Annotated in this window: 14 protein-coding genes and 1 tRNA gene; 5 read left to right on the forward strand and 10 right to left on the reverse strand. The window is 63.5% G+C overall.

Annotated features, from left to right (window positions below; translation table 11 throughout):
- Window position 1 precedes the first annotated feature (1 nt).
- Together VCK47_RS09915 and VCK47_RS09920 are read left to right on the forward strand one after the other, a co-directional pair.
- A complete protein-coding gene (locus tag VCK47_RS09915) occupies window positions 2-739 on the forward strand; it encodes an SDR family oxidoreductase (protein ID WP_322890933.1) in 738 nt (245 codons plus the stop codon).
- Window positions 723-1,739 (forward strand): P1 family peptidase, encoded by a 1,017-nt coding sequence (locus VCK47_RS09920; protein WP_322890934.1) that lies wholly within the window; start codon window positions 723-725, stop codon window positions 1,737-1,739. The genes VCK47_RS09915 and VCK47_RS09920 overlap by 17 nt, the downstream gene beginning before the upstream one ends.
- A gap of 4 nt (window positions 1,740-1,743) precedes the next feature.
- On the opposite strand, the gene VCK47_RS09925 is transcribed toward VCK47_RS09920, so the two are convergent.
- The 9 genes from VCK47_RS09925 to VCK47_RS09965 form a co-directional block, all read right to left on the reverse strand.
- Window positions 1,744-2,316 (reverse strand): antibiotic biosynthesis monooxygenase family protein, encoded by a 573-nt coding sequence (locus tag VCK47_RS09925; protein WP_322890935.1) that lies wholly within the window; start codon window positions 2,314-2,316, stop codon window positions 1,744-1,746.
- 142 nt (window positions 2,317-2,458) lie between these two features.
- Window positions 2,459-2,677 carry a DUF378 domain-containing protein gene (locus tag VCK47_RS09930; protein ID WP_322890936.1) on the reverse strand — a complete coding sequence of 73 codons (219 nt, stop codon included), beginning with the start codon at window positions 2,675-2,677 and terminating at the stop codon, window positions 2,459-2,461.
- Window positions 2,678-2,757: 80 nt separating this feature from the next.
- Window positions 2,758-4,929, reverse strand: a complete 2,172-nt coding sequence (gene treY / locus VCK47_RS09935) for a malto-oligosyltrehalose synthase (protein ID WP_322890937.1) — start codon at window positions 4,927-4,929, stop codon at window positions 2,758-2,760.
- Window positions 4,926-6,641, reverse strand: a complete 1,716-nt coding sequence (malQ, locus tag VCK47_RS09940) for a 4-alpha-glucanotransferase (RefSeq protein ID WP_322890938.1) — start codon at window positions 6,639-6,641, stop codon at window positions 4,926-4,928. Before malQ ends, treY begins: the two co-directional genes overlap by 4 nt.
- The gene (treZ, locus tag VCK47_RS09945) at window positions 6,638-8,359 is read right to left on the reverse strand and encodes a malto-oligosyltrehalose trehalohydrolase (protein ID WP_322890939.1); all 1,722 of its coding nucleotides are present in this window, start codon (window positions 8,357-8,359) and stop codon (window positions 6,638-6,640) included. The genes malQ and treZ overlap by 4 nt, the downstream gene beginning before the upstream one ends.
- Window positions 8,356-10,422 (reverse strand): glycogen debranching protein GlgX, encoded by a 2,067-nt coding sequence (gene glgX / locus VCK47_RS09950; RefSeq protein ID WP_322890940.1) that lies wholly within the window; start codon window positions 10,420-10,422, stop codon window positions 8,356-8,358. The genes treZ and glgX overlap by 4 nt, the downstream gene beginning before the upstream one ends.
- Entirely contained in the window at window positions 10,422-12,602 is a 2,181-nt protein-coding gene (gene glgB, locus VCK47_RS09955; RefSeq protein WP_322890941.1) for a 1,4-alpha-glucan branching protein GlgB, read from the reverse strand. Before glgB ends, glgX begins: the two co-directional genes overlap by 1 nt.
- On the reverse strand, window positions 12,599-15,880 hold the full coding sequence (gene treS / locus VCK47_RS09960) for a maltose alpha-D-glucosyltransferase (RefSeq protein WP_322890942.1): 3,282 nt from the start codon (window positions 15,878-15,880) through the stop codon (window positions 12,599-12,601). The genes glgB and treS overlap by 4 nt, the downstream gene beginning before the upstream one ends.
- Window positions 15,877-17,802 carry an alpha-1,4-glucan--maltose-1-phosphate maltosyltransferase gene (locus tag VCK47_RS09965; protein ID WP_322891268.1) on the reverse strand — a complete coding sequence of 642 codons (1,926 nt, stop codon included), beginning with the start codon at window positions 17,800-17,802 and terminating at the stop codon, window positions 15,877-15,879. The genes treS and VCK47_RS09965 overlap by 4 nt, the downstream gene beginning before the upstream one ends.
- 559 nt (window positions 17,803-18,361) lie before the next feature.
- Between VCK47_RS09965 and VCK47_RS09970 the strand changes: the two genes are divergently transcribed.
- On the forward strand, window positions 18,362-19,261 hold the full coding sequence (locus tag VCK47_RS09970) for a DUF1542 domain-containing protein (protein WP_322890943.1): 900 nt from the start codon (window positions 18,362-18,364) through the stop codon (window positions 19,259-19,261).
- A gap of 166 nt (window positions 19,262-19,427) precedes the next feature.
- Here the strand turns inward: VCK47_RS09970 and VCK47_RS09975 are convergent.
- Window positions 19,428-19,503, reverse strand: a tRNA-Lys gene (locus tag VCK47_RS09975).
- A gap of 95 nt (window positions 19,504-19,598) precedes the next feature.
- Here VCK47_RS09975 and dapF point away from each other — a divergent pair.
- Both dapF and mtaB read left to right on the forward strand, forming a co-directional pair.
- Window positions 19,599-20,423 carry a diaminopimelate epimerase gene (gene dapF, locus VCK47_RS09980; protein ID WP_322890944.1) on the forward strand — a complete coding sequence of 275 codons (825 nt, stop codon included), beginning with the start codon at window positions 19,599-19,601 and terminating at the stop codon, window positions 20,421-20,423.
- Window positions 20,423-21,679, forward strand: a complete 1,257-nt coding sequence (mtaB, locus tag VCK47_RS09985) for a tRNA (N(6)-L-threonylcarbamoyladenosine(37)-C(2))-methylthiotransferase MtaB (RefSeq protein ID WP_322890945.1) — start codon at window positions 20,423-20,425, stop codon at window positions 21,677-21,679. Before dapF ends, mtaB begins: the two co-directional genes overlap by 1 nt.
- Window positions 21,680-21,707: the final 28 nt, after the last annotated feature.

Raw genomic sequence — 21,707 nt, forward strand, 5'->3', positions numbered from 1 at the left:
CATGAGACTGGCAGGCAAGACAGCTTTGGTGACGGGGGCCGGATCAGGATTTGGCGCAGGCATCGCGCGCAAATTTGCGGCGGAAGGGGCAAAGGTCTGGTGCGCCGATATCAACGGCGCGGCAGCCGAGCAGATCGCAGCGGAACTGGGTGCCTCGGCGATTACATGCGATGTGGGTAGCGCGGAATCAGTGTCTAACATGGCGGAAACCGTACTATCCGCCGGACCGCTGGACATTCTGGTCAACAACGCAGGCATCACGCATCTGCCACAGGCGATGGAGGATGTGACCGAGGATGATTTTGACCGCGTGTTCCGTGTGAATATGAAATCGGTCTATCTGACAGCGCGCGCTTTCGTCCCTCATCTCAAGGACCGCCAGACTGGCGCGATCCTCAACGTGGCCTCCACCGCTGGCGTGTCGCCGCGCCCACGGTTGAACTGGTACAACGCCTCCAAAGGCTGGATGATCACCGCGACGAAAACGATGGCGGTGGAACTTGCGCCCTTCGGCATCCGCGTCAATGCGATCAATCCGGTGGCGGGGGAAACGCCCTTGCTGAAATCCTTCATGGGCGAGGATACGCCCGAAATCCGGGCGAAGTTTCTGGCGACAATCCCCCTGGGCCGGTTTTCCACGCCCGAGGATATGGGCAACGCCGCCTGTTTCCTCTGCTCGGACGAGGCCAGCATGATCACAGGTGTCGCAATGGAGGTGGACGGTGGACGCTGCATATAAAACAGGCCCCCGCAATCTGATCACCGACGTGACTGGCCTGCGCGTGGGCAATGCGCAGGACGACCGGATCAAGACAGGCACAACCGTGCTGGTCGCCGATGCGCCCTTTACCGCCAGCGTGCATGTCATGGGCGGTGCACCGGGGACGAAGGAAACCGATCTTCTCGCCCCAGACAAGACAGTGCAACAGGTTGATGCGCTGGTGCTGTCAGGCGGGTCGGCGTTCGGGCTGGATGCCTGTTCGGGTGTGATGGACGGGCTACGCGCGATGGGGCGCGGCTTTGCCATCGGGCCGATGCGGATACCCATCGTGCCGGGGGCGATCATTTTCGATCTGATCAACGGCGGGGCGAAGGATTGGGATGAAAACCCCTACCGGGCGCTTGGTCTTGCGGCCTTGCAAAACGCAGGCATGGATTTCGCGATTGGCACAACAGGTGCGGGCACCGGCGCGCTGGCCGCGATGCAAAAAGGCGGGCTGGGGTCGGCGTCACTGGTCCTGCCCGATGGCACCACGGTCGGCGCATTGGTCGCGGTCAATGCTTTGGGCAGTGTGACAACCCCCGGTGGGCGGCATTTCTGGGCGGCCCCGTTCGAGATGGACGGTGAATTCGGCGGCATTGGCCCTGATCCGCGCGGCGGGTTGATCAGCCCTGAACCCAGCCTGAAAGAACAGGCCATGCAGGTGCAGGCCATGCGCGGCGCGAATACGACCATCGCCATCGTCGCCACCGATGCCCCGCTGACCAAGGTGCAATGCCATCGGCTTGCCGTAACCGCACATGACGGCATGGCCCGCGCCATCGTGCCGTCGCATACGCCTCTGGATGGTGATCTGGTGTTCGGGGTGGCCACTGGCAACGACGGGTCGGTCGATGCGACCGCCTTTCGCAATATCGCGGCGGCAGGTGCGGTTTGCCTCAGCCGCGCCATCGCGCGCGCGGTCTACGAGGCGACAGCGGCAACAGGCGACATCCTGCCCCCGTACCGCCAAGGTTGACCGATCAGCCGTTCGGTGCCTGCGCCCTGTCGAACTGCCCGTAATCGCGGCGCAGGCTGTAGATCGCGGCCTCATCCAAGCCTTCAGCGGCGGCGTGGATGCCCAAAGCATCCTGCGCCGCGCCCAGCGCCGGGTAGGAGGCCAGCGCGATGAACCGGCCTTTGTGATTGACGCTTTCAAAGGCGCGAATCCCCTCCGCCGTTACCGGCGCGGTGCCATAAAGCGCCAGCAGATGCGGCACATCCGCTGCTGCGGTCTCATCCGTGCGGGCGGCTTGCCCAAATTCCTGATGCACGACCCTCGCGCCGACGCGGATACGGTAATCGGCAAAATGCACATTGCGCCCCGCTGTTTGCGATTTGCGATGGTCGCGGTCGGCACGCCAGGCCATGATTGCCTCCTCATCGGCCCAAAGCTGGTGCGACAGGATCAGATCGGGTTCATTCAGCGACAGATACCTGTCGAGAAACATCAACCCCTGATGTCGCGCCAGCACGGGTTTCAGCCGCGCGACATGGGCGAAATAATGGTCCAGATGCCCCGGCAAGGGCCGCATTTCAAAGAACAAGGCGTGCATGGCTGATCTTCCGGTTCCCGCCAGACGGGGCGATTGAACCCGTCGGATCTGGCCTGACGCTGCCGGAAACCGCGCCATAAAGCAAGGCCGGGGCGGTGTGCCCGCAGCACCCTTGCGGCACCGCTGGCACGATCAGCAAAGGTCAGTACGTGGTGCGGCCGTGGTCCTGCGTCACGGTGCCGATCCGGGTCAATTGCCAGATCGCCGACAGTCCGACCAGAATATAGACGATCCGCGCCAGCAGTGCCGCCTGACCGCCAAAGATCGCTGCGACAAGGTCGAATTGAAAGGCACCGACCAGCAGCCAGTTCAGGCCCCCGACGATGACGAGGATGAAGGTGAGGATGTTGAGGGTCCGCATGATGTCTCCTTGGTTACCGAAACTCCAGAACAGGGTCGTCCTTGGTTTGTTCCTGCAAAAGCAGCGGTGCCCCGTTGCCGTCAATCGGCGCGCGTGATGCGGACGGGGGTTGGTGTCGGCTGCGTGGGCCACAACGCCCCTTCAGCATCAGGCAAAACCTGTCCACAGGTCGACAGATGCAAAGCGAACCGGCCGCGTGCGGCCCGCAATTCGCCCTCGGCGGCATCAAGCGGTTGCCACGGACCGGCGAATGTCTCTGGTTCAGCGCGGCGCAGATGCAGCAGGGTGCGGGTCAGGTCGAACTTGGTGCGGTCAAAGGCTGTGCCTGCGGGGCGCCCTTGGGCCAGATGCGCAAGGCGTGTCCAGTCAACCGCAGCGCGGTTGTCGGGGTCGGTCAGGCGGTAACTGCCGATTTCGGTGCCTTGATATATGTCGGGCACGCCGGGCATGAACAGCTTGAGCGCGCATTGCGCGAGCGCAAGGTTGTCCGCCCGCGTCACAAGGTGGGCCAGCGCGCTGTCATCGCCAAAGGCCTGCGCTGACCTGCGGGCAGCATCCAGCACAGGGGTTTCGACATCGGCGGCGGGCGCGGTCCAGAAGGTGTCCTGCTTGGCCTCGCGCATGGCCTTTTCCAGATGGGCCGCCAACCGGTCGGCGAGCGCGCCCGCAGGGGCAGCGGCAAAGGCCGATTGCGCGATATACCAGCGCCACGGTGCGGGCGCATCGGGGACGTGCGACAACAAGGTTTCGGCGAACGCCGGATCATGCGACAGGGCGGCGATGCGCATCCGCGCATCCTCTGACCGTTTGGTGTCGTGGCTGGAAGTCAGCGTCAGCCCGTAAGGCGTCTCAGCCTGCCGTCGCCGCATCGTTGCGTGAAAATCAGCGACGCTCATCGCGGGGGCGTCAGGTTCCGCGCCGACCTCGTTGGCGGACAATAGCGGGGTCCAGCGATAAAACGCGGTATCCTCCTGCGCCTTGGCGATGGCGGCTCCGGTCAGTTGCTGCATCCGCAGGCGCAGTTCGGTGGCGTTCACATCGCACAGCAGCACGGCCAGATCGTCCAGCGCCAAGGCCGCAGGCAGATGCAGCGCCGCACGCGCTGCCGTGGCGCGGATCAGCGCGGCGTCACTGTCCGGCACATCTTCCGCCGTGGCATAACTACGGTAACGCGGAAAGGCGCGCACATAGGCAAGGATTGCCTGCCGCCATGCCCCGCGCCCCCAGTCCAGATGCGCACCCGCGCGCGCGGCCAAATCGGTCAACCGCTCCACCTCGGCCTGCAATTCGACCGTCAGAATCTGCATTTTCGCTTCGTCGCGTATATCGGCGAATGCGGGCCAGCCCTCGGCCAGTTGCGCAGCGCCATCGGGGTCGGTCAGCACGCGGGTGATCGACCGCGCCGCGACATAGCCGGTTTCACCCTGCACAGGCCAATCGGGCAAGGGTTCGTCGCCGGTCAGGATCTTTTCCACCCAGATCGGCGTATCGGGCAACCTGTCGCGCAAGCGCGCCAGATAGGCGGCAGGGTCGGCCAGCCCATCGACGTGATCGACACGCAGGCCGGTCGCGACGCCGCTGTCGATCAGGTCGAAGGTGAGGCAATTCACATCGTCGAACACGGCGCGATCCTCGACCCGCAGCCCGATCAGTCCGGTGACGGTAAAGAAACGGCGGTGGTCGATGGCCGCCGCCTCGGTCTGCCATGCCGTCAGCCGCCAAGGCTGTGCGTCATGCGTTTGGGTGATGCTGCCCTCGGCGGGGACGGCCAGCGGCACCTGCAGACCGGGGGCGCACATCATGTCGCCTTCGACGGTGATCTCGCCCGCCGCCGCCAGTTCATCAAAGGGCGCGCCCAGCCATGGCAGGCGCAGCCGCCCGCCCGACCAGTCGATATCGAAATGGCGGGCATAGCGGCTGTCCTGCCCGTGCCGCAACACATCGGCCAGCCACGGGGTCTGCACCGTGAACGCCATATGGTTCGGCACGATATCAAGGATCAGGCCCAACCCTGCGTCCCGCAACCGCTGCGCCAGAAATTCCAGCCCATCGCGCCCGCCAAGTGCAGGTTCCACCTCGTTCGGGTCGGTCACGTCATAGCCGTGGGTGGACCCCGGTGCCGCCGTAAAGATCGGCGAGAGATACAGATCGGACACGCCCAGATCGCGAAAGTAAGGCACAAGCTCCGCCGCACGGGCGAAATCCGTGCCGTTGCGCAGTTGCAGGCGGTAGGTGGCGGTGGGTAGCTTCATTCGGGCCTCGGTCGGGCTTGGCGCATGATACGCGCGATGCGGGCAAAGGTGGGATGGGTGGCGATATCGGCGATGCTGACAGGCGATCGCGGTTTCCAGTTGGGATAGCCGTCGGTCACGCCGGGCAGGTTGGTGGGCCGCGCCGGTCCGACCAGATCGGCCAGCCGCACCCCAGCTAGCACCGATGGCGTCGCCGCGATGAAACGGTGGGCGGCATCCAGCAGGGTATCGGCATCCGGCTTGCTGACGCCCAGCGCGCGGGCCAGATGCACACGCTCCCAGATGCGATGTTTGCGATGGGTGCTACTTGCGCCCTTGGACACCAGCCCGTTCGTTTCGCGCAGGTCGATGTCGATCCCGTCCCACCAGCCATTCAGCGGCGGCAGGTCATGCGTCGACAGACAGGCCAGTGCCATTTGCGGATAGGTATCGGCAGGGGCGAAACCATCTTCGGACTGTTCGAAATAGACGATCCGGTAGGACAGCACCCCCGCCTGTTCCATCGCCGCGCGAAAGCCATCGGGGACGAACCCAAGGTCCTCGCCGATGACCACGGCCTGATGGGTCTGCGACGCCTCGGCCAGCGCGCGCAGCATGTCGGGCAGGGGAAACCGCAGATGCGCACCATGGGCGGCAGGCGCGCCCTTCGGGATCAGGAACAGCTGCCAGAGCGCCATGGCGTGGTCGATCCGCAGGGCCCCCGCGTCCTGCAACTGCGCTGCGATCACCGCGCGATAGGGGGCGAAATCCGCCTCGCGCAGCGCTGCGGGCGAGGGCGCGGCAAGGTGCCAGTTCTGGCCATCCTCGCTGAACACATCCGGCGGCGCGCCGATGGTCAGGTCCGGCAAGGATACAGCCGTACCCGACCATGTGGCCGATCCATCCAGCGCCTCGCCCACGGCAAGATCGAGGTAAAGACCGACCCGCATGCCGGCGTCTTTCGCGGCCTGCTGTGCGGCGTGAAGCTGTTGCCGTGCGATCCACTGCAGCCAGAGGTGGAACTGCACCTCATGCCCGTTGCTGTGCGCAAATTCGGCAACTGCGGCAGACTGCGGATCGTGGAACGCCGTGGGCCAGTCATTCCAGCCGCCGCCGTGCGCGTGGCTCAGCGCCTCGAACAGGGCATGCTGGTGCAGTGCATCGCCCCCTTGCGCGACGAATGCGTCAAATGCTGGATCGGGACTGCGCCTGTCGAACACCCCGCGCAAGGCCGCCAGTTTCGTACGCGCGACAGCGGTGTAATCGACGGTATCGCCGTCCTCCATCGCGGGCCGGTCAACGCCCAGCAGATCGGGGGCGATGTAAAGCGGGTTCAGGAACCGCCGGTTGGACGGCGAAAACGGCGAGGCGCGTTCGGGCATCGCGGTGAACGGGGCATGGACAGGGTTGATGCCCAGAAAATCCGCACCTTCTGCACCGCAGATGCGCGCCAGGGCCGCCAGATCCGCGAAATCGCCGATCCCCCATGACCTGTCCGACCGCAGTTCGTAAAGCTGGCAGAACACGCCCCAGCCTTTCGCATCAAGCAGGGATTGCGGCAGATGGCAGCACACGTCGGACGGCACCGTCATCCGCCGCGGCGCAGGCGGACCTGCGGGGGCGGCCTTTGGGTCTTGGCCAAGCCCGTCGAGGATCAGGGCGAGCGTCGCGTCCGGCACCTTGCGACCGTCGTAGTCCAGCTTGATGCCGTGATGGCGGGCAAGGCGTCTCATACGATCCAGAACGCGGCGGAATGGGGCGCGCCCGGTGCATCGCCTGTCAGGTGGATGCTTTCGCCGGTCGCGTCGGGCAGTTGGGCCGCCTTCGTCGACAGGTTCGCCCGGACCGACAATGTCCCGCCGCCAAGCCGCCAATCGACGGCAAGACAGCGGTCCGGCGCGTCCAGCCGCGTGCCGCAATCCGGCCCTGTGCCAGGGATCAGCGGCACGATCCGGTCGCGGCGCAGGCGCAGCAGATCACGATACCGCGCAAAGGCCGCGCGACCGGCAGGGGTGTCCAGTTTGGTCCAGTCGATCCGGCTGTCCTGATAGGTCTGCGGGTCGATCGGGTCCGGCACATCCTCGGCGGCAAAACTGTCGAACGCTCCAAACTCGCGCCTGCGCCCTTCGGTGACGGCGCGGCCCAGATCACCCTCGAAACCGGCGAAGAACAGGAACGGGTTCATCTCGTCCCATTCATCGCCCATGAAGATCATCGGCACATGGGGCGACAGCAGCAGCACCGCCTGCATCGCCCGCAAGGCGGGTTCGGGGGCAAGTACCGTCAGCCGTTCGCCCAGCGCACGATTGCCGATCTGGTCGTGGTTTTGCAGAAAGTTGATAAAGACATCAGGCGGGAAATGGCCGGACGGCGATCCTTGGCCGCCCGCGCCTTTGGTGGCATAGCCTTCGGCCATCGCACGCGTCAGGATAGCGGTGGGATGGTCGGCAAAGCCGCCGTAATAGCCAGCGGTCTCGCCCGTCAGCAGCACATGGGCGGCGTTGTGCCAGTCGTCGTTCCATTCGGCTGTCATCAGGGGCACGGCATCGCCCGTCCGTTCATGCAGATGGATGACGTTGCGGTTATCCTCGGTCGTCAGATGGACGGGCCGATCGATTTCGGTACGGATCTCGCGGGCAAGCGAGATCAGGATTTCGGGGTCGCTGTCAGGGTCGCGGACATGGTCGATGGCATCCAGCCGCAGCCCGTCGAAGTTGAAATCGCGCAGCCAGTACAGCGCATTGTCGATAAAGAACCGCCGGACGGGTGCCGCACCATAGGCGATGCCTGCACCCCAAGGTGTCTGCCTGTCGTCGAAGAATGGCGATGCATATGTGTGCAGGTAATTCCCGTCTGGTCCGAAGTGGTTATAGACCACATCGAGCAGCACCATCAGCCCGTGCCCGTGGGCCGCGTCGATCAGCGCGCGCAGGTCGTCGGGCGTGCCATAGGCCGGATGCGGCGCGTAAGGCAAAACGCCGTCATAGCCCCAGCCGCGATCACCACCGAACTGCGCGACAGGCATCAGTTCCAGCGCGGTCACGCCCAGATCGGCCAGATGCGGCAGCTTTGCCATCGCGGCGCGATAGGTGCCTTCGGGGGTAAAGGTGCCGATGTGGCATTCATAGATCACAGCCGCATGCCATGGCAGGTCGGGGCGGTCATGCTGCCAGTCGTAGTCCGACGACGCCACAACGCTGTCGCCATGCACGCTGTCCGCCTGCAGCCGCGATGCGGGGTCGGGCACACGCGACCCGTCGGGCAAGCGGAACGCATATGGGGTGCCTGCCGGTGCCTTGGTCGTCAGATCGAACCATCCGTCGCCTGCGGCCTGCATCACGACCTCTTTGTCGGGCAGGCACAGTTGCACATCGGCCACGTCGGGCGCCCAAAGCCGGAACCGCGTCGCCGCCCCGTCGGGAACAGCGCCCCATGCAGGCAGCCCCGTCATGGAACGGACTCCAGCAAAATCAGCGCGCGGGCGTCGATCTGCATCCGGCTTTCGACCGGATCACCGAAACCCTGCGGATCGGCGCGCGCGTCCTTGGTGCAGACAAGGTGCTGCCAGCGGCCTTCGGGCAGGTGCAGATCGCGCGGGTCGGCTGCGGCATTCATCGCCAGAAACAGGGTGCGGTCGGTGTCCCCGTGAAAGCTGAGCGCCAGCGCCCGTCTGTCGGATTCCTGCCAGGCTTCGGGGTCGATGTCGCCGCCGCGCAGCTTGTGCCAGCGGACATAGCGGTGTTCGGGGTTGTCGTCGGTGGCATGCAGAAACCTTTGCGCCATCAGGATCGGACGCGCGGCACGCAGCGCGATCAGCCCAGCAAGAAAATCGACGAAAGGGTCGTCGACGGTATCCCAGTCGAACCAGTTCATCTCTCCGGGTTGGCAATAGGCGTTGTTGTTGCCGCCCTGCGTGCGCCCGTTCTCATCGCCCATCAGGATCATCGGCGTGCCTTGCGATAGCAGCAGCGTGGCCATCAGGTTGCGCCGCTGCCTGTCGCGCAGCGCGATGATGGCAGGGTCGTCGGTCGGGCCTTCGGCACCGTGGTTCCACGACAGGTTATGCGAATGGCCGTCCTTGTTATCCTCGCCATTGGCATCGTTGTGCTTGTGGTCGTAGGACACCAGATCCGACAGCGTGAAACCGTCATGCGCAGTGATGAAATTGATGGATGTCCACGGGCGGCGGCCATTGTGTTCAAACCGCGAGGCAGAGCCCAGCAGACGGTCGGCCATTTCGGGCGCCTGATCGTGGTCGCCTTTCCAGAAAGCGCGGACAGTATCGCGGTAGGTGTCATTCCATTCGGCCCAGCCCGGGGGGAAATTGCCGACCTGATAGCCGTCATTGCCGGTATCCCAGGGTTCCGCGATCAGCTTGACCTGGCTCAAGACAGGGTCCTGGCGCACAGCGGTCAGGAACGGATTGGCGGGGTCAAAGTAATCGCGCCGCCGCCCCAGCGTGGTGGCCAGATCAAACCGGAACCCGTCAATGTGGCAATCTTCGACCCAATAGCGCAGCGAATCCATGACCATCTGCATGACGCGGCTGTTTTCAAGGTTCAGCGTGTTACCGGTACCGGTCGTATCAAAGCAATAGCGCGGATCGTCGCCCAAAAGGTAATAGGACGCGTTGTCGATGCCCCGGAACGACAGGGTCGGCCCCATCTGGTTGCCTTCGGCGGTGTGGTTGTAGACAACGTCCAAAATCACCTCGATCCCCGCATCGTGCAGGCGGTGGACCATCACGCGGAATTCATCCAGCGCGCCGTGCTGCACCAGATAGCGGTTCGCAGGCGCGAAAAAGCCGGTGGTGTTATAGCCCCACCAGTTGACCAGACCCTTTTCCTGCAAATGCCGGTCGTCGTGGAATGAATGGATCGGCAGCAGTTCCACCGCTGTCACACCCAACCGCTTGAGATGTGCGATCGTGCCCGGATCGGCCAGCCCTTCGAACGTGCCACGCACCGGATTGTTCACATGGGGGGCGCGCATGGTCATGCCGCCGACATGCGCCTCGTAGATGACCGTGCGCTGCCACGGCGTGCGAGGGCGCATATCATCGCCCCAGGTCGCGGCACTGGGGGCGACCACGCATTTGGGCATCAACCGCGCGGAATCGCGGCGGTCAAAGCTCAGATCGCCGCGCCGGTGGCCGACGCGGTAGCCGAACAGCGCATCATGCCAGCGCAGTTCGCCGTGATGCGCGCGCGCATAGGGGTCCAGCAGCAACTTGTTGGGGTTGAACCTGTGCCCTTCTTCCGGCGCATAGGGGCCGTGGACGCGGTAGCCGTATAACTGGCCGGGCCGGACCTCGGGCAAGTACCCATGCCAAATCTGGTGGGTGTTTTCGGGCAGCGGCACGCGCGCGATCTCTCGCGTGCCGGAGGCATTGAACAGGCATAGGTCGACCTTGGTTGCATTGGCCGAAAAGATCGCGAAATTCGTGCCCGCGCCGTCCCAAGTGGCCCCGCGCCGCGACCCGATGCCGGTTTCGACTTTGTAAGTGGATGTCATCATGTGCCTTTGGTGTCAGGGGTCAGGATCAGGGTCGCAAGCGGTGGCAGCGTGATCGATGCTGACACTGGCTGACCGTGCCAGCCTTGGCCGTCCGCCATGATGGAACCCGCATTGCCTGACCCGGTTCCGCCGTAATCGGCGGCATCCGAATTCAGCACCTCGGTCCAGCGTCCCGGCATCGGCAGCCCGAGGCGAAAATCCTCGCGCAGGACAGGGGCCATGTTGCAGATCACCGCGACAGGGGGGTCGCAATCCTGCCCAAGTCTGATGAAGGAAAAGATGTTGTTTACGACGTCACCACCGTCGATCCAGCGAAACCCGTCCTGCGCACAATCCAGCACATGCAGCGCGGGATGGTCGCGATAAGCGGCGTTCAGGTCGCGCACCAGCCGTTGCAACCCCGCATGGCGCGGATCGTCCAGCAGGTGCCAGTCAAGCGACCGGTCATGCGACCATTCGCGCGACTGCCCGAATTCGGACCCCATGAACAACAGCTTCTTGCCCGGATGCGTCCACATCCAGCCCAGATAGGCGCGCAGGTTGGCGAACCGCTGCCAGTCATCGCCCGGCATCTTGTTCAACAGTGAGCCTTTGCCATGGACCACCTCGTCATGGCTGATCGGCAGGACGAAGTTTTCCGAAAAGGCGTAGTGCAGGCCAAAGGTCATCTTGTCGTGGTGCCAGCGCCGGTTGATCGGGTCCTCGGCCATGTATTCCAAGGTGTCGTGCATCCAGCCCATGTTCCATTTGAAATCGAACCCCAGACCGCCCTGATCCACCGGCCGCGACACACCGGGAAAGGCGGTCGATTCCTCGGCGATGGTGATGCCGTGGCTGCGTGCGGCGATCTGCGTGTTCACGTCGCGCAGGAAACTGATCGCTTCGAGGTTTTCGCGCCCGCCCTCGCGGTTGGGCAGCCATTCGCCCGCGTCGCGCGAATAATCGAGATAGAGCATCGATGCCACGGCATCGACACGCAGCGCGTCAATGTGGAACTGGCGCAGCCAGTACAACGCCGAGGACCGCAGGAAATTGGACACTTCACTGCGCCCGAAATTGTAGATCAGCGTGTTCCAGTCCTTGTGGAACCCTTGCCGGGGGTCCTCATGTTCATAAAGGGCTGTGCCATCAAACCGTGCCAGCCCGTGTTCGTCGGACGGGAAATGCGCAGGCACCCAATCCATGATCACCCCGATCCCCGCGCCATGCAGATGATCGACCATCGCCGCAAAATCATCCGGCCCGCCGAAACGTGACGTGGGCGCGAACATGCCAATGGGCTGATAGCCCCAGGACGGGGTATAGGGATGTTCGGACAGCGGCAGGAATTCGACATGGGTAAAGCCCATGTCCCTGACATATTCGGCCAGCATCGGCCCGACTTCGGCATAGGGCAGGATACGGTCGCCATCGCCGCGCCGCCATGACCCCAGATGCACCTCGTAGATGCTGACAGGCTGGTCGCGCAGGTCGCGGCGTGCTTTGGCCATCCAGTCGCCATCGGTCCACGTGCTGTTCGCAGGACCCGTGACGATAGATGCCGTGCCGGGGGCCGGTTCCATCCGGAACGCGACCGGATCAGCCTTGAGCGGCAGCACCTCGCCATAAGCGCCAAGGATCTCGTATTTATAGATCTCGCCCGCGCCGATGCCCGGCACGAACACTTCCCACAACCCGCCACCACGCCGCCGCATCGGGTGGCGGCGCCCGTCCCAAGCGTTGAAATGGCCCACAACGCTGACGCGCCGCGCGTTGGGCGCCCAGACGCCGAAGGCCGTGCCATCGCACCCTTCATGCGTGACCGGATGCGCGCCAAGCCGTGTCCAAAGCTCTTCGTGCCGCCCTTCGGCCAGCAGGTGTTCATCCATGTCGCCCAGAACGGGACCAAACCGATAGGGGTCGTCCTTGTCCCAGACATGATCGCCCGCGCGGCATTGCAGGCGATAGGCAAAGGGTTTGCGCTTTTTCGGGAACGACAGGTGGAACACGCCTTCGGGGTGGATGCGGTCCATCACCCCCAGCGGTTCGCCGTTGCTGTCCAGCACGGTCACGGCACCCGCATCGGGCGCAAAGACGGTGATCGCAGGCGGGCTGCCATGCATCCCCAGAGTGGCGAAGGGGTCGGACAGGCGACCGCGGACGATCGCCTCGACGGTATGGTCATCAGGTCGGGTCATATGGCTTTCGCGATCTTGAGCAGTCCGGCAAGCGGCACGTCGATACGGGCGGGACGAAAGGCGCGTTCGTATTGCACCTCGTAGGCGCATTTGCGCAGCAGATGCAGGTCGAGAAGGGCTTGCTCGAACGCGGCATCAAGCGGGCGCACGGGGGCATCGCCCATCGTGTCGCGCCATGCGTCAAGGAACGCACCGGCGGTGGATTCGTACCACGCATCAAGCTGTGCGGTGGTGCGCGCAGGGTCGGCCCCGGCCTCGGTCCGGCGGTCGAAGGCTGCGGCCAGCGCATAGTCGAAACTGCGCAACATGCCCGCGACATCGCGGAGCGGCGATGATTTCGCCTGCCTTTCGGCCAGACCGCGGGATGGCTCCCCCTCGAAGTCGATGATGACCAGATCATCCTGCGCGACAAGAACCTGCCCCAGATGATAATCGCCATGCACCCGCGATTGCGCGCCCGACAGGGGCAGGGCGGTCACCCTGTCGATCCGGTCAAGGATCGCCGTGCGGTGGGCCACCACATCCTTCGCGATCTCGGCGGCATGGCCGATCAGCTTGGCCGCCTTGAGCATGTCGAGCGTGCGCACCACCTCTGCGCGGGTCTCGTCGACCAGCGCCTTCACGCTGTCCTGCGTCAGCGGTTCGGTGCCAAAAGCACCCGACCCCGACGCCAGCGCCAGATGCATTTGCGCCGTGCGCTGCCCCAGCAAGGTGCCAAGGTTCAGCGCGCCCACGGTCAGGGGCAGTTGCACATCGTCGTGCCCGACCTCGCGCGCTTCCATTTCACGGTCAAGCCAGTCGGTCAGGAATGTCCAGGCGTCACCTTGGTTCGGGACATATTCGGATGCGGCGGCAAGGATGGTTTCGGTGCCATCGTCACCCTGCCACGCGATCGTGCCCAGCAGGCGAGGGGAAGAGTCAAAGTTCTGCGCTTCGGACAGGAACCGCGCCACCTCGATATCGGGCTGCACGCCTTCGCGCACACGGCGGTAAAGCTTCAGAATGATCTGGTCCGAAAAGGCGATCGAGGCATTCGACTGTTCCGCACCCAAAAGCCGCGGTTCACCTGCCGTTTCCGCATCGGGCAGGTCGGTGCTGGTAAAGACCAGTTTGCCACCGTCACAGGCGATCACCCGCTGGTCGCGCATCGCATCAAGCAGGCTGCGCGCCATATCCTCGTCCGAGGCGCCATCCATCAAGGCGCCGACCTTGTTGGCGCGGCGCAGCTTGGCCATGGTCGCGGGCATACGCGGCGTCATGGTGGACGCATCATCATCCCACACCGCCGACAGCGGCATGAAATAGCGCTGCATCTCGCCGCCTGTCGCCACATCGGCAAGGGCGATCATGTGCCGGCCTTGCTTGATCTCGGCCAAGGGGTGCAATGTCACGGCGCTTGCGCCTGCCGATTTTCCGGCAAACCAGCGTTGCAGGCTGATGAATTGCGGCAAGGACCTGTCCAGAAACTGCCGCGCGCTGCGGTCGTTCAAGGCGGTGGACAGATGCCCGTCCGTCGTCGTCAGCGTCACGAAATCGGGCAGGACCTGCGGCAGCGGGGTGTGCCAGTCGGGGGCTTCTTCCTCGGAGGCAAGCAGGAACCAGAAAAACCCGTAGGCAGGCAGCGTCAGCATATAGGGCAGTTCGCCCACCGGCGGGAACGGCGATTGGCCGACCAGTTCCACCGGCACGCGGCCTTCATAGCGGCTCAGGTCGATCTCGACAGCCTGCGGCGCACGGCTGAGGTTCGCCACGCATAACACTGCATCATCGCCATCGCTGCCCGCCTCGACGTTTTTGTTGCGGCGGACATAGGCCAGCACCTTGCGGTTCGCCGGATAGAGCAGGTCAATCTCGCCCCGCCCGAACACGTCATGTTTCTTGCGCACGCTGATCATGCGCCGCACCCAGTTTAGATAGGACGACGGTGATTGCGCCTGCGTTTCGACATTCAGCCCCTGATAGCCGTATTCAGGGTCTTGAATGACCGGCAGATACAACTGCTGCGGCACAGCCCGCGAAAATCCGGCATTGCGGTCGGCGGTCCATTGCATCGGTGTGCGCACCCCGTCGCGGTCGCGCAGATAGATGTTGTCGCCCATCCCGATTTCATCGCCATAATACATGATCGGCGTGCCGGGCATCGACAGCAGCATGGAATTGAGCAGCTCGATCTTGCGCCGGTCGTTGCGCATCAGCGGCGCCAGACGGCGGCGGATACCCATGTTGATCCGCGCGCGGTTATCGGCGGCATAGGTTTCCCACAGATAGTCGCGTTCGCGGTCCGTCACCATTTCCAGCGTGAGTTCGTCATGGTTGCGCAGGAAGATCCCCCACTGGCAATCCTCGGGGATTTCGGGGGTCTGGCGGATGATGTCGGTGATCGCGTGGCGGTCTTCTTGCGCGACGGCCATGTACATGCGCGGCATCAGCGGAAAATGGAAACCCATGTGACATTCGTCGCCATCACCGAAATAGGGGCGGGTGTCTTCGGGCCACTGGTTCGCCTCGGCCAAGAGCATCCGGCCTTCGTAATGCGCGTCCAGATCGGCGCGGATCGCCTTCAGCACCTCGTGGGTTTCAGGCAGGTTTTCGTTGTTGGTCCCGTCGCGTTCGATCAGATAGGGGATTGCGTCGAGCCGCAGGCCGTCCACCCCCATGTCCAGCCAGAAATGCATCACGTCGAGGACTTCCTGCAACACGGCAGGATTGTCGAAGTTCAGGTCGGGCTGGTGGTCGAAAAAGCGGTGCCAGTAGAATTGCTGCGCGACGGGGTCCCATGTCCAGTTGCTGTCATGGGTGTCGTTGAAGATGACGCGCGTCTTGTCCATCCATTTGTTCGGATCGTCCGACCAGACGTAGAAATCACGCTCGGGCGATCCTTTGGGCGCGTTGCGGGCGCGCTGGAACCATGCGTGCTGGTCTGATGTGTGGTTGATGACCAGTTCGGTGATGACCTTGAGCCCACGGCGGTGCGCCTCGTCCACGAAGGCCTGAAAATCCTCGAGCGTGCCGTATTGCGGGTTCACCGCTTTGAATTCGGCGATGTCATAGCCGTCGTCGCGCAAAGGCGACGGATAGAACGGCAAAAGCCAGACCGCCGAGGCGCCCAGCGATTCGATATGGTCAAGGCGCTGCATCAGCCCCTTGAAATCGCCGATGCCGTCGCTGTCGCTGTCCTGATAGGCCTTCACATGGCACTGGTAGATCAGCGCATCCTTGAACCAGTCGGGACGGTCGGCCTTGTTTTCAGCATGTAGCTGGGGTGTGGGGGCGTTCATCGTGCTCCTCCCGGTGCAGTAAGTTTCCAGATGGCATAGGGGCGATCCACAGGGTGAAGCGTCAGGCGGTGGTCGCGCCCGTGCCAGGTAAAGCTGTTGCCTTGGATCAGGTCCTGCACCTCGACCGAGGCGTCATGCGGCAGGCCGAATTGCCATAAAGGCACCTCGAAGCCGAATTCGGCGGGGGCGTGGTGGTCAAGCAGCACATGGAACAGCACCGCCCCGTCCGCATCGCAGCGCGCATATGACAACACGCGGTCGTCATGGGCAGGCACAAAGGCCAGATTGCGCATGTCGCGCATCTGCGGGTGTGTGCGCCGGATGTCGTTGATCAGGCGGATATCGTCACGGATATGGCCGGACGTGTCAGGGTCGCGGTGGCGCAGTTCGTATTTCTCGGAATCAAGGTATTCTTCCTTGCCCGGCATCGGCGCGCCTTCGCAGAATTCGAACCCCGAATAGAGACCCCAGTTGCCCGCCAGCGACGCGGCAAGGATCGCGCGGGTGCGAAACCCCGGACGGCCAGAGGTCTGCAACGGGATCGGGTTGATGTCGGGCGTGTTGACGAAGAAATTGACGCGCATGTAGTCGCGGCACGCGTCCTGCGTCAGTTCGGTCAGATACTCGGTCAGTTCCGCCTTGGTGTTGCGCCATGTGAAATAGCTGTAGCTTTGATTGAACCCGATCTTGGCCAGCCGTTTCATGACCTTGGGGCGGGTGAAGGCCTCTGACAGAAAGATAGCACCTGGATGGGCGCGCCGGACCTCGGCCATCAGCCATTCCCAGAACGGAAACGGCTTGGTGTGCGGGTTATCGACGCGGAATACGGTGACACCGTGGTCGGCCCAGAACAGGAAGATGTCCCGCACGGCATCCCAGAACGGCGCATTGGGGCTGCCGTCATCCAGATAATAGCGGAAATTGACGATATCCTCGTATTTCTTCGGCGGATTTTCGGCATAGGCGATGGTCCCGTCGGGCCGCCATTCGAACCAGTCGGGGTGTTGCTTGATCCACGGATGATCGGGCGAGGCGTTCAGCGCGATATCGAGCGCGATATCCAGCCCTGCCTCGGCTGCCTTGGCGACCAAGCGGTCGAAATCCTCCAGCGTGCCAAGATCGGGATGCACCGCGCTGTGCCCGCCTGCGTCGGACCCGATCGCATAAGGCGATCCGACATCATCCGCATCTGCGGTCAGCGTGTTGTTCTTGCCCTTGCGGTTGGTCAGGCCGATGGGGTGGATCGGCGGGAAATACAGGGTGTCGAACCCCATGTCGGTGACATAATCCAGCTTGGCGATCACATCGTCAAAGGTGCCGTGCTGCCCCGGTGCGCCCATCGAGCGAGGAAAAAGTTCGTACCAGGCGGAGAAGGCGGCGGCCTCTCGGTCCACCCAGACGGGCATATCGGGCGATACGGTCAGGTTGGCGCGCGGTGCGATCCGCGACATCAGCGCCTCGGTCGCGTCTGCGACAAGCGTTTCCTCGCCGCCTGCGCCCTTCAATGCAGCCTTGAGCGCCTTCAGCGCATCCCCGTCCTCTCCCTTCACGCGCAAGGATTTGACCATCTGCCGCGCCTCGGACATCTCGACCGACACCGACTGGCCTGCCACGATCTTTCTGCGGGCATTGCGCAGCAAGGTCGCAAAGGGGTCGCGCCATGCGCGGATCGTGAAACGGGCGGGTCCGATTGCGTGAAACCGGCCTTCGGCAACCCAGCGATCGTTGTCATCGTGGTGCATGGGGACTGTGACGGCGTTATGGCCCGGCGAGGTCAGAACGACCTCGGCCGCGATCATATCGTGGCCATCGGAGAAGATATCCGCCGCAATAAGCGTCGGCCAGTCAGCAACGGTCTTGGCGGCAAAGCGGCCACCCTCCACCGAGGGTTCAATCGCCTCGATCACCAGTCGGGGTAGCATTTTGGCGTCGGCAGCACCGTCAGTAGTAGGAACTTTCGATTTGCCTGCGCGCACCATGCCGGACTCCCTTGCTGCTTGTGGCGCAGATCGTCTGCGGCACCATGCTGATGGGTGGTTGAACAAGGGGGGAGGGCGAATGTTCCAGAATGAAAACCGTGCAGCCGGCCCTTTCCACGCGTCATTTCGGCGCCACGAGCGACCTTGCCTGCGACAGATGGAACCATCCGGCGCGCGGACAGTTACAAGTCTGAGAGATCGGACAGCAGGACCAAGATGACGTAGTACCATGTCCCTCGCATGGCGTTCCCCACGGCTCTATGCCCTCCCAGACTGACTGTCCGGTCGATCATTTCACCATCCGCCCAGCAGGGCAGACCCTCAACGAAACGCGCTTGTAACCTGCCCGCCGGACCATTTTGCATGCCGCGCGGCCGGCGAGCGAAACGAAAGAAACCATCATGAACCAGATCATCTACATCGTCGGCGCTGTCGTCATCGTCATGGCTATCCTCAGCTTCGTCGGCCTTCGTTAATTCCCCTGTTTGCAAGGACCCCAGCAATGACAGTCGCCAATATTCCGCCTCGTCCATCCCAGATCTCACCACCCCAGCATGGGGCGGCCGTGCCGTCCTACATCGACTGGCCCGCCATTTTTGCCGGTGCCGTCTTTGCGCTGGCCGTCTCTTTCGTTCTGATCAGCTTTGGTGGGGGCCTGGGGCTTTCGCTGACCTCGCCCTATGCAAACGAAGGCGTCTCTGCCGCCTGGATCGCCATCGCCGCGGGTATCTGGTTTGCCTGGGTCATGGTCACAGCCTTTGGTGCGGGCGGCTATCTTGCCGGTCGCATGCGCAGCCGCGTCGGTGACGCAACGGCGGACGAAGTATCTGTGCGTGACGGCACGCATGGCCTGATGGTCTGGGCAACGGGCGCCGTGATCAGCATGGTCGTCGCCGCATCCGGCATCAGCGGTATCGCCGGGGCCGGTTCAGCCGCCTTGGGTGCGGGCGCACAAAGCGCAACAGAAGCTGTCGAAGACGCGGTGTCGTCCGATTACTTCGCCAACCTGATGCTGCGCTCGCCCACAGGCGATGCGCCAGCCACGACCATCGACCCCGCAGTCCAAGAGCAGGTGGGCAGCATCATCGCTCGCGCCGCGACGTCTGGCGAGATCGCAGACCGCGACCGTGCCTATCTTGCGCAAGTGATCGCCGCCAACACCGACCTGACACAGCAGGAAGCCAGCGCCCGCGTTGACGAGATCGGTGGCGAAATCGACCAAGCCATCGCCACGGCGCAGGACGCCGTGGAACAAGCCCGCATCGCAGGTGTTGTGTTCGGGTTCATCGCAGCAGCGACCCTGCTGATCGGTGCAGTCGCAGCGTTCTTCGCCGCCATCGCGGGGGGACACCACCGTGACGAAGGCTTGGGATTCGACGCCATCACAGCCCGTCGCGGATAACGCCCGAACGGAAAATGAAAGGATAAGACAATGCCAGCAATCATCGCATGGCTTCTCGGCGCGCCACTGCTCGTCGTGATCATCATCGCACTGCTGTTCTGAAAGCACGCGAAAGCCACCCGACAAAACAAAAGGCTCAGGCAGCGATGCCTGAGCCTTTTTATTTTGGTGAGCCGGTCGGGATCCGAACCCGAGACCTACTGATTAAAAGTCAGTTGCTCTACCAACTGAGCTACCGGCCCACACAGGGCGCTACTTAGAAAGGTGATGCAGCGCGGTCAACCCCCAAATGCCTTCGCCGCTGGATATGTGTCGGGGCATTGTTTATATCGCCGCCATGACACAAACCGATCAGACCTTTCTGCCCTTTCTGCCCTTTCGCAAGATGCACGGGCTTGGCAACGACTTCGTCGTCGTGGACGAGCGCGGGACAACGCCGCGCGTCACGGCAGCGCTTGCCCGCGCGATTGCCGACAGGCACAGGGGCGTCGGGTTCGACCAGCTGGCGGTGATCACTGATACACCCGATGCGGACCTGCATCTGACTTTCTGGAACAGCGATGGCACGACCGCTGCCGCCTGCGGCAATGCGACACGCTGCATCGCGCGGCTGGTCATGGACCAGACCGGACAGCGCGATCTGACGATCACGACTGACCGTGGCACGCTGAAGGCTGTCGATGCAGGGAATGGGCTGACATCGGTCAACATGGGCCAGCCGCAGCTCGATTGGCACGAAATTCCTCTGGCAGAACAGATGGATACACTGCACCTGCCCATCGACGGATCACCCACGGCCACCGGCATGGGCAACCCGCATTGCACGTTCTTCGTCGACGATGCCGAAGCGGTCGACCTTGCCGCGCGCGGCGCGCTGATGGAACATCACCCGCTGTTTCCGCAACGCACCAATGTGCAATTCGCGAGCCTGATCGGCCCAGACCACCTGCGCATGCGCGTCTGGGAACGGGGCGTGGGCGTGACGCTGGCCTCTGGCTCATCCTCCTGTGCCACGGCGGTCGCGGCGGTACGGCGCGGGCTGACAGGGCGCAAAGTGACCATCACGCTTGACGGTGGTGACCTTGCCATCGACTGGCGCGATGACGGGGTCTGGATGACAGGCGCGACCGCCTATGTCTTTGACGGGCAATGGCGGCTGTGATGACCAAAGCACCGATCTTTTCGAATCACGGCTGCCGTCTGAATGCCTATGAAACCGAAGCCATGAAAGAGCTTGCAGCACAGGCAGGCGTGCAGGACGCCGTAATCGTGAACACCTGCGCCGTGACAGCCGAGGCCGTGCGCAAGGCCCGTCAGGACATCCGCAAGCTGCGCCGCGACCATCCGGGTGCACGGATCATCGTGACAGGCTGCGCCGCCCAAACCGAACCCGACACATTCGCGAAAATGGCCGAGGTCGATCTGGTCATCGGCAATACCGAAAAGATGGACCCCGCCACTTGGGCGCGGCTGACGCCAGACCTGATCGGCCAGACCGAACCCGTGCAGGTCGATGACATTATGTCCGTGACCGAAACGGCGGGCCATCTGATCGACGGCTTCGGCACCCGCAGCCGCGCCTATGTGCAGGTGCAAAACGGCTGCGACCATCGTTGCACATTCTGCATCATCCCCTTCGGGCGCGGCAATTCGCGCTCTGTCCCCGCCGGTGTCGTGGTGGACCAGATCAAACGGCTGGTCGATCGCGGCTATGCCGAGGTTGTGCTGACCGGCGTCGACCTGACCAGCTGGGGGGCTGACCTGCCATCAGCCCCGAAACTGGGCGATCTGGTGATGCGAATCCTGAAACTGGTGCCCGACCTGCCGCGCCTGCGGATCAGCTCGATCGATTCGATTGAAGTGGACGACAACCTGCTGGCCGCCATCGCGACCGAACCGCGCCTGATGCCGCATCTGCATCTGTCGCTGCAACATGGCGACGATCTGATCCTGAAGCGGATGAAACGACGCCATCTGCGCGACGATGCGATCCGGTTCTGCGAAACCGCGCGCAGCTTGCGTCCCGACATGACATTCGGCGCCGATATCATTGCGGGCTTTCCCACCGAAACCGAAGAGATGTTCGCCAATTCGCTGGCACTCGTGCGGGACTGCGATCTGACATGGCTGCATGTCTTTCCCTATTCCGCCCGCCCCGGCACGCCAGCCGCCCGCATGCCCGCCGTGAACGGCACCGCGATCAAGGACCGCGCTGCCCGCCTGCGCGCCGCTGGCGATGCGCAGGTCAGCACACATCTCGCCGCCCAGATCGGGCGGACCCATCATATCCTGATGGAAAGCCCCCGCATGGGGCGCACCGAACAATTCACCGAAGTGACCTTTGCCACCGACCAGCCCGAAAGCCGGATCGTCACGGCAACAATCACAGGTTCGGCTGACAATCGCCTGACCGCCTGACATCGTTCGAGCGCGTCAATTCGCACAG

Source organism: Yoonia sp. 72 (genome assembly GCF_034652275.1).
Classification (GTDB): Bacteria; Pseudomonadota; Alphaproteobacteria; order Rhodobacterales; family Rhodobacteraceae; genus Yoonia.

Coding starts and splice junctions, on each gene's coding strand:
- VCK47_RS09965 (WP_322891268.1), bottom strand. CDS start 17,802: ATGCTACCCCGACTGGTGATCGAGGCGATTGAACCCTCGGTGGAGGGT.
- glgX (WP_322890940.1), bottom strand. CDS start 10,422: ATGACATCCACTTACAAAGTCGAAACCGGCATCGGGTCGCGGCGCGGG.
- treS (WP_322890942.1), bottom strand. CDS start 15,880: ATGAACGCCCCCACACCCCAGCTACATGCTGAAAACAAGGCCGACCGT.
- VCK47_RS09915 (WP_322890933.1), top strand. CDS start 2: ATGAGACTGGCAGGCAAGACAGCTTTGGTGACGGGGGCCGGATCAGGA.
- treZ (WP_322890939.1), bottom strand. CDS start 8,359: ATGACGGGGCTGCCTGCATGGGGCGCTGTTCCCGACGGGGCGGCGACG.
- VCK47_RS09970 (WP_322890943.1), top strand. CDS start 18,362: ATGACAGTCGCCAATATTCCGCCTCGTCCATCCCAGATCTCACCACCC.
- mtaB (WP_322890945.1), top strand. CDS start 20,423: ATGACCAAAGCACCGATCTTTTCGAATCACGGCTGCCGTCTGAATGCC.
- malQ (WP_322890938.1), bottom strand. CDS start 6,641: ATGAGACGCCTTGCCCGCCATCACGGCATCAAGCTGGACTACGACGGT.
- glgB (WP_322890941.1), bottom strand. CDS start 12,602: ATGACCCGACCTGATGACCATACCGTCGAGGCGATCGTCCGCGGTCGC.
- VCK47_RS09925 (WP_322890935.1), bottom strand. CDS start 2,316: ATGCACGCCTTGTTCTTTGAAATGCGGCCCTTGCCGGGGCATCTGGAC.
- dapF (WP_322890944.1), top strand. CDS start 19,599: ATGACACAAACCGATCAGACCTTTCTGCCCTTTCTGCCCTTTCGCAAG.
- VCK47_RS09930 (WP_322890936.1), bottom strand. CDS start 2,677: ATGCGGACCCTCAACATCCTCACCTTCATCCTCGTCATCGTCGGGGGC.
- treY (WP_322890937.1), bottom strand. CDS start 4,929: ATGAAGCTACCCACCGCCACCTACCGCCTGCAACTGCGCAACGGCACG.